General features: G+C 74.5%; 13 protein-coding genes. All 13 read left to right on the top strand.

Annotated elements, in window-relative coordinates:
• The first annotated feature begins 84 nt into the window (after positions 1–84).
• Genes VA596_RS15455 through VA596_RS15395 form a run of 13 tightly spaced genes read left to right on the top strand, consistent with a single transcriptional unit; the run spans position 85 to position 13205 of the window.
• Positions 85–1350: a glutamate-5-semialdehyde dehydrogenase gene (locus VA596_RS15455; protein ID WP_323327527.1), complete on the top strand. Its 1266-nt coding sequence runs from the start codon at positions 85–87 to the stop codon at positions 1348–1350.
• Positions 1350–2093 (top strand): alpha/beta fold hydrolase, encoded by a 744-nt coding sequence (locus VA596_RS15450; protein ID WP_323327525.1) that lies wholly within the window; start codon positions 1350–1352, stop codon positions 2091–2093. Before VA596_RS15455 ends, VA596_RS15450 begins: the two co-directional genes overlap by 1 nt.
• On the top strand, positions 2090–2377 hold the full coding sequence (locus VA596_RS15445) for an acyl carrier protein (RefSeq protein WP_323327523.1): 288 nt from the start codon (positions 2090–2092) through the stop codon (positions 2375–2377). The genes VA596_RS15450 and VA596_RS15445 overlap by 4 nt, the downstream gene beginning before the upstream one ends.
• On the top strand, positions 2374–3726 hold the full coding sequence (locus VA596_RS15440) for a TrpB-like pyridoxal phosphate-dependent enzyme (RefSeq protein ID WP_323327521.1): 1353 nt from the start codon (positions 2374–2376) through the stop codon (positions 3724–3726). The genes VA596_RS15445 and VA596_RS15440 overlap by 4 nt, the downstream gene beginning before the upstream one ends.
• Entirely contained in the window at positions 3716–4822 is a 1107-nt protein-coding gene (locus tag VA596_RS15435) for an acyl carrier protein (RefSeq protein WP_323327519.1), read from the top strand. Before VA596_RS15440 ends, VA596_RS15435 begins: the two co-directional genes overlap by 11 nt.
• Positions 4819–6321: a class I adenylate-forming enzyme family protein gene (locus VA596_RS15430; RefSeq protein ID WP_323327517.1), complete on the top strand. Its 1503-nt coding sequence runs from the start codon at positions 4819–4821 to the stop codon at positions 6319–6321. The genes VA596_RS15435 and VA596_RS15430 overlap by 4 nt, the downstream gene beginning before the upstream one ends.
• Positions 6305–7579 (top strand): type III PLP-dependent enzyme domain-containing protein, encoded by a 1275-nt coding sequence (locus VA596_RS15425; RefSeq protein WP_323327515.1) that lies wholly within the window; start codon positions 6305–6307, stop codon positions 7577–7579. Before VA596_RS15430 ends, VA596_RS15425 begins: the two co-directional genes overlap by 17 nt.
• 4 nt (positions 7580–7583) lie before the next feature.
• The gene (locus tag VA596_RS15420; RefSeq protein WP_323327513.1) at positions 7584–7835 is read left to right on the top strand and encodes a phosphopantetheine-binding protein; all 252 of its coding nucleotides are present in this window, start codon (positions 7584–7586) and stop codon (positions 7833–7835) included.
• Positions 7832–8989, top strand: coding sequence for an acyl-CoA dehydrogenase family protein (locus VA596_RS15415; RefSeq protein ID WP_323327512.1), 1158 nt, complete (start codon positions 7832–7834; stop codon positions 8987–8989). Before VA596_RS15420 ends, VA596_RS15415 begins: the two co-directional genes overlap by 4 nt.
• Positions 8982–10061 carry an acyl-CoA dehydrogenase family protein gene (locus VA596_RS15410; protein WP_323327510.1) on the top strand — a complete coding sequence of 360 codons (1080 nt, stop codon included), beginning with the start codon at positions 8982–8984 and terminating at the stop codon, positions 10059–10061. Before VA596_RS15415 ends, VA596_RS15410 begins: the two co-directional genes overlap by 8 nt.
• Positions 10058–10711: a 4'-phosphopantetheinyl transferase family protein gene (locus VA596_RS15405; RefSeq protein ID WP_323327508.1), complete on the top strand. Its 654-nt coding sequence runs from the start codon at positions 10058–10060 to the stop codon at positions 10709–10711. The genes VA596_RS15410 and VA596_RS15405 overlap by 4 nt, the downstream gene beginning before the upstream one ends.
• Before the next feature lie 38 nt (positions 10712–10749).
• The gene (locus VA596_RS15400) at positions 10750–11685 is read left to right on the top strand and encodes a hypothetical protein (protein WP_323327507.1); all 936 of its coding nucleotides are present in this window, start codon (positions 10750–10752) and stop codon (positions 11683–11685) included.
• Positions 11682–13205, top strand: coding sequence for an amino acid adenylation domain-containing protein (locus VA596_RS15395; RefSeq protein ID WP_323327505.1), 1524 nt, complete (start codon positions 11682–11684; stop codon positions 13203–13205). The genes VA596_RS15400 and VA596_RS15395 overlap by 4 nt, the downstream gene beginning before the upstream one ends.
• Positions 13206–13217 lie beyond the last annotated feature (12 nt).

Genomic DNA, 13217 nt, shown 5'->3' with positions numbered 1-13217 from the left:
GAGCGTGAGGCATCTGCCCAGTAAATCACCGGAATCGCCACGGCCCCCACCACGGCTGGAATCCGGTTCGAGATCGGGAGAACAATGGTCGACAAGATCGTCAGTGAAGCACGCGCGGCGACCGTCGCGGCACCGCCGCTGGGCGACGAAGCCTACGGGCGTTTCTGCACCGGGCTGGCCCGGCGGCTGACCGCGGCCTGGCCCCGGATCCGCGCGGCGAACCACACCGATACGAGCCAGGCACAGGAGAAGGGGCTCCCCGCCCCGCTCGTCGACCGGCTCCGGCTGACCGAGGCGCACCTCACCGACCTGGTCGCCCTGACCTCGACGGTCGCCGGGGAGATGCGCGAGCTGACCGAACGCCCGCCGGGCACCCCGATCGGCGACTGGGGCGTGCGGCACCGCGTGCCGCGACCACTGGGCGTGGTGCTGATGATCTTCGAGGCCCGCCCGACCGTCACCGTCGAGGGCGCCCTGCTCAACGTCGCGGCCGGCAACGCCGTGATCCTGCGTGGTGGCAAGGAGATCGCGCGGACCAACGCCGCGCTCGCCGCCGCCGTCGCCGCCGCGCTGGCGGACGCCGGGCTGCCCGCGGGCCTGGTCACCGTGCTGGACGACCCCAGCCGCGCGCTGCTGCGGGACCTGCTGCACCGGCCCGACGCGATCGACGTCCTCATCCCGCGCGGCAGCCCGTCCCTCATCGACTTCTGCCACCGCGCGAGCACCATCCCGGTGCTGGCCAGCGGCGGCGGCGTCAACCACCTCTACGTGCACTCGAGCGCCGATCTGGCCCAGGCGGTCGCGATCGCGCTGGACAGCAAGCTGCCCGCGCCGGCCGGCTGCACCTCGCTGGAGATCGCGCTGGTCGACCGGCCGGTGGCCGACGAGTTCGTGGCGGCGCTGCTCGAGGGCGCCCGCCGCGACGGGCGGCCGCTGACCGTGCGGGTCGGCGAAGGCATCCACCGCCCCGAAACCACCGGGCACTGGCAGGTCGACACGCTGGCCGAGCACGACCTGGGCCGCGAGTTCCTCGACAGCACGATCGGCGTGTTGGCCGTCGACACCCCGGCCGAGGCGGTCGAGTTCATCCAGCGGCACGGCTCCGGGCACAGCGAGGCGATCGCCGCCACCGACCCGGCGGTCACCGGCGAGTTCACCGGCCGGGTCGACGCGGCCACCATCGTCGTCAACGGATCCCTGCGGCTCAACGACGGCCCCACGCTGGAGCTGGGCTCGGAGATCGCGATCAGCACCAGCAGGCTGCACGCCCGCGGGCCGATCACCCTGGCCGCGCTGGTGAACTACGGCTGGGTGATCGAGGCCAACGGCCGCCTGCGCGAGGCGAGCTGATGCCCGCCACGGCGACGGCGGCACCCCCGCTGCTGCTCCCGCTGAGCCGGCGGCCGGACGCGCCGCAGGCGGTGCTCGTGCACCCCGGCGGTGGCGGCCTGAGCCCGTACACGCCGCTGGCCCTGCGGCTGGCCCGCCGCGGCGGGGTGAGCGGGATCCGCGCCGGCGGCCTGTTCGCCGGCGAGCGGCCGGACGACGACATCGAGACGATGACCGAGCGGTACCTGCCGCTGCTGGACACCCTCCCCCGCCGCCCGGACCTGCTGGTGGGCTGGTCCATGGGCGGGGTGCTCGCCTGGGAGCTGGGCGCCCGCCTCTCCGCGACCGGGCCGGCCCCGGCGGTGGTGATGATCGACAGCTTCACCCGCCGCGACGAGTTCGGCGCGGCGCACCGGGACGTGGTCGTCGAGCGGATCATGCGCTCGGTGCACGCCAAGGTCGCGCCGCCGGACCAGCCCTGGGCCGAGGCCACCGCGCACGCGCACGTCACGGCGTCGGGCCGGCACCGGGTGACCAGCGCCCACCCCGGCCGCGCGCTGCTGATGGCCTGCGCGAGCCCGCAGCGCCGCACCCAGGTCGAGAGCTGGGCCCGGTTGTCCGGGCGGCTGCGGGTGCGCGAACTGGACTGCGGCCACTTCGACGTGTTCGACGGGAAAGCGCTTCCCGCCGTGCTGGCCCACCTCGACGACTTCCTCACCGGAGAACGCAACCGATCCCCGAAACCCCTTGGAGGGCAACGATGACGACCGGACCAGACCACACGACGGTCTCCGACTCGGTGAAGCGCGTGGTGATCGCCGAATCCCGGCTTTCGCTGGCACCGGAGGAGATCCCGGACAACGAGCCGCTCAGCGGCGACCTGCTGCGCCTCAACTCGCTCGGGTTCGTCGGGATGCTCGTGCACCTGGAGGACGCGCTCGAGGTGGAGCTGCCCGACGACCTGTTCGTCGGCCGCACGTTCAAGACGGTCAACGACCTCGTCGAGGTCGTCGCCGAAGGCGCTCGCGAGACGGAGGAACTGCGATGAGCCACACGTCCCTGCCCGCCACCTGGCGCAGCGTGCTGCCGCACCTGGACGAGCCGCTGCCGCCCGATGAGAGCCCGGAGTCGCCCGCGGGCGGCTCGGACGGCGGCGTCTCGGTGAACCTGCCGTTCGCGCTGGTGCGCCAGTCCACCCAGAACCGGGAGTTCTGGGAGATCCCCGCCGAGGTGCTCGACGCCTACCGCAGCTTCCGGCCGACCCCGCTGTGGCGGGCCCGCCGGTACGAGGAGGCGATCGGGGCGCGCGTGCCGATCTACGTCAAGTACGAGGGCGGCAACATCTCCGGCAGCCACAAGCTGAACACCGCGCTCGCGCAGGCCTACTACTACGCGAAGGCCGGGGTGAAAGAGCTGGTCACCGGGACCGGCGCCGGGCAGTGGGGCACCGCGCTCGCCGCCGCCTGCTCGATCTTCGGCCTGCGCTGCCGGGTGTTCATGGTCGGCACGAGCCTGCAGAAGAAGCCCTACCGGGGCACGCTGATGCGGACCCTCGGCGCCACCGTGCACGCCAGCCCGAGCAACCTGACCGAAGTAGCCGCCCGCACCGGTGGCGGCGTCAACAGCCTCGCCCTGGCCATCGGCGAAGCCGTCGAATACGCCGGGCGCACCGAAGGGGCCGCGTTCTGCATCGGCAGCGGCGAGACCTACAGCATCCTGCACCAGTCCGTGATCGGGCTGGAGACCATCGACCAGCTCGCCGAGCTGGAGGCCACTGTGGACAGTGTGGTCGGCTGTGTAGGCGCCGGGTCGAACTTCGGCGGCATCGCGCTGCCGTTCTTCGCCGACGCCGCGACGACCGGGGCGGAGTGCCCGCGGCTGGTGGCCGCGGAGTCCAGCACCACCCCGAAGCTCACCCGCGGCGTCTACGCCTACGACAAGACCGATGCCACCGGGGTCAGCCCGATGGAGGCGATGTACACGATCGGCAGCAGCTACCCGATCCCCGACTCGCACTCGGCCGGCCTGCGCTTCCACGGCGCCGCGAAGGTCATCTCGGCCATGCGGCACCGCGACCAGGTCACCGCCCAGGCCGTCGGCCAGGTCGAAGCGCTGGAGGCCGGTCAGACGTTCACCCGGGCGGAGATGGTGCTCCCCGCACCGGAGTCCGGGCACGCGCTGGCCGTCGCCGCCCGCCTGGCCACCGGCGGCGGGTCGTCCCGCGGTGTCGTCGCCTGCGTGAGCGGGCACGGCTACCTCGACCTCGCCGCCTACCAGCAGCTCGCCGACGGCGAGCTCACCAGCGACCCGCCCGAGGAGCAGGCGCTGACCACGGCCATGGACCGGTTGCGGCCCGTCGCCGAACTCGCGACCACCGGGAGCCGTCATGCCTTCTGAGCCGATGGACCACCGCCTCTTCGACTGCGTCCAGGTGAACCTGGCCAAGCTGGCCGACCGCCGGCACGGCGACGGCACGCACCTCGCGCTGGGCCGGGTCCTGCGCTTCTGGCCCCGGCCGGGCGTGGACGGGCTGCCGACCGTCGAGCCGCGCGTCGACGGGCACGTGGCCGAATCCGCCGCCCTGCTGGGACTGCGCGTCACCCGTCGGCAGCGGATCACCACCGCCGGCGAGCTCGAACCCGGCCCCGGCTGTTACGTCGTGGCGGACGCCTACCACCTGCCCTGGGTCCCGTACTTCGGCCGGAAGCACCTGGAGCACAGCTTCCTGGTGGAACCGGCCGAGGACGGCGTCACGATCGTCGACGGCTACCACAACGACACCGAGTGGGGCGCGGCCCGGCCGGGCCGCTGGACGCTCGGGCACGCCGAGTTCGCCGAAGCGCTCCCCGAGGGTGCGCTGACGTTCGACCTCGCCGCCGGGGACCCGCCGACCGAGCGCACGCCGCTGGTGGAGCTGGCCGACGCCGACACGTTCGTGGCGACCTACGCCGACCACCCCGACCGGGTGCGGGCGCTGCGGGGACTGACCCTGCAGACCTGGCTGCTCACCCGCAGCCGCCGCCTGCACGCCGCGGCGCTGGGCCTGGACACCGACGCGGTGTGGGCGCACCTGGCGGAGTGGGACGCGCTCGCCAAGCAGGTCTACCTGTCCGGCCGCCGGGTCGCCGCCGGCCGGGAGGAGCCACGGGCGCTGTTCCCGCGCCTCTGCGAGTGCCTCGCCGCAGACCACACGGCGTTCGGCGGCACCATCGAGATCGCGGCGAAGTCCACAGTGGACGTCGTCGACGTGCCGGTGGCGGTCCGCGACTCCGTCACCGCGGTGATCGGGACGGTCCTGGGCGCCGAGCCGCCGTCCGACGCCCGCACGCTCGGCGAGATCCCCGGCTTCAGCTCCTTCCGCATGATGGAGATCGTCGAGCGGATCGAGAGCGACCTCGGCGTCGAGTTCGCGCCCGAGGACCTGGTCCCGGAAAAGCTCACCCACGTCGACGGCCTCTGCCGCGCCGTCCTGGACGCAGGAGGAACCCGATGACCTACTCCCCCCGAGTGCTCCACGAGCTGCTCGACCACGCCGCCCGGCTGTGGCCGAACCGGACCGCGCTGACCTGCCGGGGCACCTCGGCGACCTACGCCGAGCTCGCCGACGCCGCCCGGCGCGTCGCCGCTTCGCTCGCGGCTCGCGGCGCCCGCCGCGGCGACCGGCTGCTGATCAACGCCCCGGCGAGCACGCTGCTGCCCGCCGTCGTCTTCGGCGCCGCCCGCGCCGGGGTCGCGTTTTCCCTGCTGCACGAACAGGTGCGCGGCACCAGCCTCGACCACGTGCTGGCCGACTCCGAGCCGGTGCTGATGGTGACCGGCGACGACGAGGTGCGCGGCTCGGCCGAGGCGGCCGGTGTTCCCGCCGTCTCGGTGGAGGACCTCGCGGCCGGCCCGGGCGAGGACGTCACACTGCCCGCTCCCCCGCTGCCGGTGGACGTCGTGTGCCTGATCTACACCTCGGGCACCACGTCGCTGCCCAAGGCCGTGGTGAGCACGCACCAGCAGCTGCTGTTCGCGGCGGGGGCGATCAGCTCGGTGCTGGAGTACCGCACCGAGGACGTCGTCTACAGCCCGCTGCCGCTGTCCTTCGACTACGGGCTGTACCAGGTGTTCCTGTCCGTCACGGCCGGGTCGAACCTGGTGCTGGGCGCGCCCACCGAGGTCGGGCCGTCGCTGGTCCGCAACCTGGTGCGCGCCGAGGCGACCGTGCTGCCCGCCGTCCCGGCCGTCGCGGAGGCGCTCAGCGCGCTGCTGCGGCGCCGTCCGAAGCCCGCCCCCGCGCTGCGGCTGCTCACCAACACCGGCGCGGCGATGCCCACCGGCACCCTGGAGTCCTTGCGTGAGGCCATTCCCGGCCTGCGGGTGCAGCTGATGTTCGGGCTGACCGAGTGCAAGCGCGCCACCATCATGCCGGTGGACGGCGACCTGGACCGGCCCGGTTCCAGCGGCCGCGCGCTGCCCGGCACCGAGGTCTTCGTCGTCGACGACGCCGGGGAGCGGCTGCCCGCCGGGGAGATCGGCGAGATCGTGGTGCGCGGCCCCAACGTGATGGCCGGGTACTGGCGCCGCCCGGAGCTGACCGCGCAGAAGTTCCCGCGCGTGGACGGGCTGTTCCCGGAGCTGCGCACCGGCGACTACGGCCGGCTCGACGAGCAGGGCTACCTCTACTTCGACGGCCGCCGCGACGACATCTACAAGGAGCGCGGGTTCCGCGTCAGCGCGACGGAGGTCGAAGCGGCCGCCCGCCGCGTGCCCGGCGTCCGCGAAGCCGCGGTGCTGGTCCCGAAGGACACCCGCCCGGCCTGGCTGTTCGTCACCGGCGAGCTGGCCGCCGAAGGCGTGCTCGACGGGATGCGCACCCGGATCGAGGAGTTCAAGATCCCGGCGAGCTGTCTGCGGGTCGAGACGCTTCCCCTGACCGGCAACGGAAAGGTCGACCGCAAGGCGCTGGCCTCGATCGCGGAGGGGGTGCCCGGTGGAGCTGCTCGCTGAGCGTCCCGCGCTCGCGGACCTGCCCGGCGACCTCGCCGGGATGTCCACCCCCGCCTACGTCTACGACCTCGCCGAGGTCCGCCGCAACCACCGGCGGCTCGACGGCGCCCTGCCCGCGGGCACCGGGCTGCTGTACTCGCTCAAGGCCAACCCGCACCCCGACGTCCTGAGCACGCTGCGCGAAGCCGGCGCCCGCCCGGAGGTCTGCTCCTCCGGCGAGCTGCGGGCCGCGCTCGACGCCGGCTGGGCGGGCGGGCAGGTGCTCTACACCGGCCCGGCCAAGCGGGACGCCGAGATCGTGGCCGCGCTGCGGGCCGGGGTGCGGGAGTTCTCCGTGGACTCCCCGCACGCCGTCGCCCAGCTCGACCGGCTCGCCGGCGAGGCCGGGGTCCGCGCCCGCTACCTGCTGCGCGTCAACGACGACCAGCCGGTGCCGGGCCAGGGCCTGGCGATGACCGGCGTCCCGTCGCAGTTCGGCGCCGACACCGGCTGGATCCTCGCCGAGCCGGAGCGGTTCGCCGGCGGCGAGCACGCCGAGGCGTCGGGGCTGCACCTGTACATGGGCACCAACCTGTCCGAAGTGGACGACCTGCTCGGGCAGTTCCGCCGCTCGCTGCACACCGCCGCGCGGCTGCGGGAAGCCTTGGCGCCGCACGGGGTTCGCTTCCGGACCCTCGACCTCGGCGGCGGCTTCGGTGCCCCGTTCGCGAAGGACGGCGTCGCGGGCGACCTGTCCGGCCTGTGTGAAGGGCTCGAAGCGCTGCTCGGCGAGGAACTGCCCGGCTGGCGCGAAGACGGCCCGGACGTGGTGTTCGAGTCCGGCCGGTACCTGGTCGGCACGGCGGGCACCCTGGTCACGGCGGTGCTGGACGTCAAGCGCTCGCAGGGCAAGGACATCGTCGTGCTCGAGAGCGGTATCAACCACCTCGGCGGCATGTCGGGGTTGCGGCGGCTGCCCCCGCTCGCGCCCCGCCTGCTCGGCCCGGCCGGCCCGGACGCGCTGGACGCGCTCGTCACCGGCCCGCTGTGCACGCCCCTGGACACGTGGGCGCGCAGCGCGAAACTGCCCGAACTGAGCCCCGGCGACCTGGTGGCGGTGCCGAACGTCGGCGCCTACGGGCTGTACGCCAGCCTCGTCGCCTTCCTGGGCCACCCCCTGCCGTCGGAGGTCGTCGTCGACGGCGACCGCCCCGGCACCCCCGCGCGGACCTCCCGCGTGGACCTGGTCAGGACCACTGACCGCAACGATGAGGAGTGAACCGATGGACCCCCGCATGGCCGAACTGCTCACCCCGTACCTCAAGTTCCTCAACGGCCGCGACCTCGGCCCGGACGACTCGCTGCGCGAGCGCGGGCTGGACTCGATGCAGTCGATCAACGTGCTCTTCGAGATCGAGGACGTCTTCGGCGTCTCCCTGCCGGACGAGGACATCACCGACGCCACCTTCGCCACCGGCGCCACCCTGTGGACCGCGGTGAACGCCCAGCTGGAGCGCCAGGAGGTCTCGTCGTGACCACCACCGCCGTGCCGCTCGCCGAGCTCGTCGGGCGCGTGACCAAGGTCGCCGGGGAGCACGTCCGCCGGACCGACGACGAAGCGGCGTTCCCGGTGGAGGCGCTGGACGAGCTGCGCGCGACCGGCCTGCTCGGGCTGCTCGTGCCGGCCGGGGACGGCGGGCTCGGCGGCTCGCTGGCCGACGTGCTCGAGACCAGCGCCGAGCTGGGCCGCGTCGACATGTCCCTGGCGATGATCTTCGCCATGCACTGCCAGCAGGTCGCCGCCGTGCTCGCGCACGCCGAAGGCAAGCTGCGCGCGGAGCTGCTGCCCGAGATCGCCGCGGGCCGGCTCTACCTCGGCTCGGTCACCACCGAGGCGGGCAAGGGCGGGCACCTGCTGACCGCCGAGTCCGCCGCGGCCTGGCGCGACGGCGGGCTGCTCGTCGACCGCTTCGCCCCGATCGTCACCGGGGGCAGGCACGCCGACGGGTTCCTGATCACGATGCGCGCCCCGGACGCCGACGCGGACAACCAGGTGTCGCTGGTCTACGCGGCCCGCGACCAGCTGGAGATCGAGCAGGCCGGCGGCTGGGAGCCGCTGGGCATGCGCGCCAGCGACAGCGGTGCCCTGCGGCTGCGCGGGCGCGTGCCCGCGCACCAGGTCGTCGGGCGCCACGGGGACTTCCACACGATCGTCACGACCGTGTTCGGCCCGCTGGCCCATCTCGGCTGGGCGTCCTGCTGGCTCGGCACGGCGGCCGGGGCGCTGTCTCGGGTGATCGCCTCCCTGCGCGGCAGCCGCGGCAAGACGGACCTGAGCTCGGAGCTGCTGATGACGCGGCTCTCGCGGTCACGCCAGCGGCTGGACACCGTGCACGCGCTGATCGATCGGGCCCGCCACGTCGTCGAGACCGCCGCGGACCTGAGCGTGCCGAAGGTGCAGCTGCTGATCAACGCCGTGAAGATCACCGCCGCCGAGGAGTGCTACCGGGCCGTCGACGAGCTGGTCGACGCCGTCGGGATGCGCCACGGCTACCTGCGCGACTCCCCCACGCGGCTGGAGCAGTCGCTGCGGGACCTGCGCTCGGCGGTGCTGAACTACAGCAACGACCGGCTGCACCTCGCCGACGGCCGGCTCACCCTGCTCGACCAGGAGGTGCGTTTTGCCTGAGGCAGCGCTCCTCGACGTCCCGCCGTCCACTGTGGACGCTGCACGGGTGTGGCAGTCGCTCGGCTCCGCCGGCGTGCTGCGCGAGCAGTACCGCCGTCGGACGCCGACCGGGCTGGTCGCCGACCCGGGCCGGCTCGCGGCCACCCTGCGCGCGGTCGACGCCCGCGGGGACAACGGGAGCACGCTGAGCGTGCTGGTGCAGTCGGCCAGCGCGCTGCCGATCCTGGCCGCCGGCACCGGGCCGGAGTTCGACCGGGTCGCCGACGGCGAGTGCGAGGTCGCCCTGGCCGCCACGGACGCCGCGGCGGCCGGGTCCGACCTCACCGGGCTCGGCACGGAGGTCGAGGTCGACGGCGACACCGTCCGCCTCGACGGCGGGAAGCGGTGGGTGACCACGGCGACCCGCGCCGCGTACTTCCTGGTGCTGGCCCGGCACCGGCCCGGCCGTCACTTCACGGCGTTCACCTGGGTCCTGGTCCCGGCGGACGCGGCGGGCGTCCTGGTCACCCCCGCGACGACGACCCTGCTCGCGGGCGCGGGCCTCGGGCACGTCGAGTTCACCGGCGTCCGGCTGCCCGCGTCGGCGGTGCTCGGCCGGCAGGGACGCGGCCTGGCGCTGTTCGCCCGGCACATGGGCACCGAACGGCTCGCCGGCGCCCAGTGGGCCACCGCGTTGACCAGCCGCGTGCTGGCGGAGACCCGGGAAGCGTTGCTGCGCCGGGAGATCGACGGGCGCGCGCTGTGGGACCACGACTCGGTCCGCCAGGAGTTCGCGGGCTGCCTGGTGCGGGTGCGCGAGCTGCGCGCCCTGTACGAGGCGCTGGGCGAGCGGGTCGTGGAGGACCACGACACGACGAGCGCGGCGATGCTGAAGGCCGCGGTCGGGCTCACGGCCGACGACGTGCTTGCGCGCTGCGCGCGGTGGCGGGGCGCCGACGGGTTCGCCGACGACGGCCTGCAGCTCGTGCGGGCCGAGGCCGCGGTGTTCGGCATCGGCGGCGGGGTGACCGAGCTGATGCTCGGCGCGGTCGCCGACGGCGCCGAGGCCGTGCTCGCGGAACTGCGCGCATGAGCACCCCGGCCGAGCTGGACCTCGACGGCACCGAGGTCGCGCCCGGCGTGTGGGTGGCTTCGGCCACGCACGCGGACCTCGGTGCCCCGCCGGCTCACGCGGGGGATCTCGCGGAGGCCGGGGCGCGGCCGGGCTGGCGCCGCGCGGAGTTCCTGGCCGGGCGGCAGCTGCTGCGGCGCCTGCTGCGGCGGGTGCGGCCCGGCTCGGCGGAGCTGCCGCTCGGGACGGACCCGGCGGGCAAGCCCCGCCTGGACCCCGGCGGTCCAGCGGGTCTCGCGCTCCCCGGCGTCACGATCTCCCACGACGGCGACCACATCGCGGCCGCCGTGTGCCTGCACGGCGACATCGGCGTCGACGTCCAGCTGCCGCCGGACCGGCTGGCCGACTCCACCGTCCGGCGGTGCCTCGGCTCGCACGCCCCCGCGGTCACCGCCCTGCCCCGGGCGCGGCGGGCCCGGGAGTTCGCCTGGGTGTGGACCGTGCAGGAGGCGTGCGTCAAGGCCGCCGGCACCGGTATGGCCGGGCGCCCCTGGTCGATCGACGTGCCACCCGGCGTCCTGGCCGGGCACTGGGGCGGATTCGCCTGGCTGAGCCTGCGCACCCGGTCGCCGGTGCCCCTCAGCTGTGCCTTCCAGCCCGCTCCCCGGTGACCCGGGCGCGGGACCCGACCACGACGACGGAGGTCGCCATGCACCTCATCAACGCCCCGGACGTAGTCCCGGAACTCAGCTGCTACACCACCAACCTGGTGGCCTACCTCGAACCCGGCGAGCCGGGGGTGCAGTCGCGCCTGGCGCACGCCGTGCGCCTGGCCGTCCGGCTCGACGGCGGCCCCGGGGACCTGGTGTTCTCCCAGCACGCCCGGGTCGACGCCGGCGCCGCGCTCGGCTACCGCGGCGCGGCGGACTGGGCGGCGGCGGTCGCCGACCTCCAGGCCGAGCTGACCCGCTCGGGGCGGGTGCTGGCCGTCGCCGACACCTTCCACCTGTCCTGGTCGCCCGCCCACGAGGTCGCGCACTCGCCGCACTGGCTGCTGCTGCTCGGCCGGCGCGACGGGCGCTGGCTGGTGGCCGACCACTTCCGCGCGCTGACCCCGCTCGGCGAGCAGGAACCGTTCCTGGGCTGGCTGGACGACGCCACGCTCGAGCGCGCGCTGGCCCCGCACACGCCGTGGCCGCCGGAGATCGCCAACCGCGACCGCTACGCGCTGGGCACCGCCGTCGAGCCGGTGCACGCGGACCGGTTCCGCTGGCTGGCGCCCACCACCGGCCGCGAGCCCGTGACCGACCCGGGTCCCTGGACCCGCGGCCTGCCGGAGGCGCTCGAGCGCATCAGCGCGGCGCTGGCCGAAGACGAGACCGCCGCCGCCCGGTACGGCGACGACCTGTGGGCGGCGAGCCGGCACTACACCTACCGCCTCGAAGTGCTCGCCGCGAACGGCGAGATCTGCGCGGAAGCCGCCGCCGCGGCCGCGGTGAGCTGGGGCGAGCTGCCCAAGGTCGTCCGGTTCGCCGCGGAGTCCGCCGCCCGGGGCCGGCCGCGGGCCGGCCTGCTGCGGCGGACCTTCGACGACCTGCTGCACACCCACGAGAAGACGACCACCGAGCCCGTATCGGAGGCATGAGCACGATGCACACCACCCTGTACCAGTGGTTCGAGGCGTCGGCCGGCAAGCACGCCGACGCCCCCGCGCTCGAAGTCGGAGCGCGCACCCTCACCTACGCCCAGCTGAGCGACCTCGCCGGGCACCTCGCCGCCGAGGTCGTCACCGCGGCCGGCTCGGTACCCGCCCGGATCGGCGTGCTGGCCGAGCGCAGCGTGCTGACCTACGCCGGCTACCTCGCCGCGCAACGGCTCGGCAGCACCGCCGTCCCGCTCAACCCGGCCTTTCCCGGCGAGCGCAACCGGATGATCGCCGAGGCCGCCGGCCTGGACCTGGTCCTCACCGAGGAGACCGCCGGCCTCGGCGTCCCGGAGCTGGTCATGACCGAACCCACCGGCGCCGCGCGCACGCCACCGGAGTCCCGGACCGGGGACCTGGCCTACATCCTGTTCACGTCGGGCTCGACCGGGCGGCCCAAGGGCGTCCCGATCCGGCACCGCAACGTCTGCTCCTACCTCGGCCACGTCGTCCCGCGCTACGGCATGGCGCCGGGCAGCCGCGTGTCCCAGACCTTCGACCTGACCTTCGACCTGTCGGTGTTCGACATGTTCACCGCCTGGGGCGCGGGCGCGACGCTCGTCGTCCCCAGCCGTGAGGACCTGCTGGCGCCGGTGCGGTTCGTCGCGGAGAAGGAGCTGACCCACTGGTTCGCGGTGCCCTCGATGGTGTCCTACGCCCAGCGGCTGCGCAGCCTGCGGCCCGGGAGCATGCCGACGCTGCGCTGGAGCCTGTTCTGCGGTGAGCCGCTGACCACGCACCAGGCCGAGGCCTGGCAGCGCGCCGCTCCCGGCGGGATCGTCGAAAACCTCTACGGGCCCACGGAGATGACCATCAGCTGCGCGCAGTTCCGGCTGCCGGCCGATCCGGCGGACTGGCCGGTCACCGCCAACGGGACCGTGCCGATCGGGCAGCCCCACCCCAGCGTCGGGCACGTCGTCCTCGACGACCGGGGGCGCCCGGCCACGGAAGGCGAGCTCTGCGTGCGCGGGCCCCAGCGGTTCCCCGGCTACCTCGACCCGGCCGCCGACGAGGGCCGGTTCTACCACTTCGGCCCGGGCGACGAAGCCGCGCGGCCGCACGGCCCGGGCGACGCCCTCGACGACACCGCCTGGTACCGCACCGGGGACCGGGTGTCCTGGCAGGACGGTGCGCTCGTCCACTTGGGACGGTCGGACCAGCAGGTGAAGGTGCAGGGCTACCGCGTGGAACTCGGCGAGATCGAGGCCGTGCTGCGGGACCAGGAGGCGGTGCGCGACGCGATCGTGCTCGCCCTGCCGGGCCGCGGCGGCACCACGGAGCTGGAGGCGGTGTGCACGGGTTCGGGCCTCGACGCCGACCGGCTGCTCGCCGCGGCGGCCGACCGCCTGCCCGGGTACATGGTGCCCCGGCGGCTCACCGTGCTGGACGCGATGCCCCTCAACGTCAACGGCAAGATCGACCGCTCGGCCCTCACCGCGGACGCGATCGGGCAGCGCGGATGACCACCACACCCC

Source organism: Amycolatopsis heterodermiae (genome assembly GCF_034929455.1).
Taxonomy (GTDB): Bacteria; Actinomycetota; Actinomycetes; order Mycobacteriales; family Pseudonocardiaceae; genus Amycolatopsis; species Amycolatopsis heterodermiae.
This window is presented reverse-complemented; position numbering and strand designations above follow the sequence as displayed.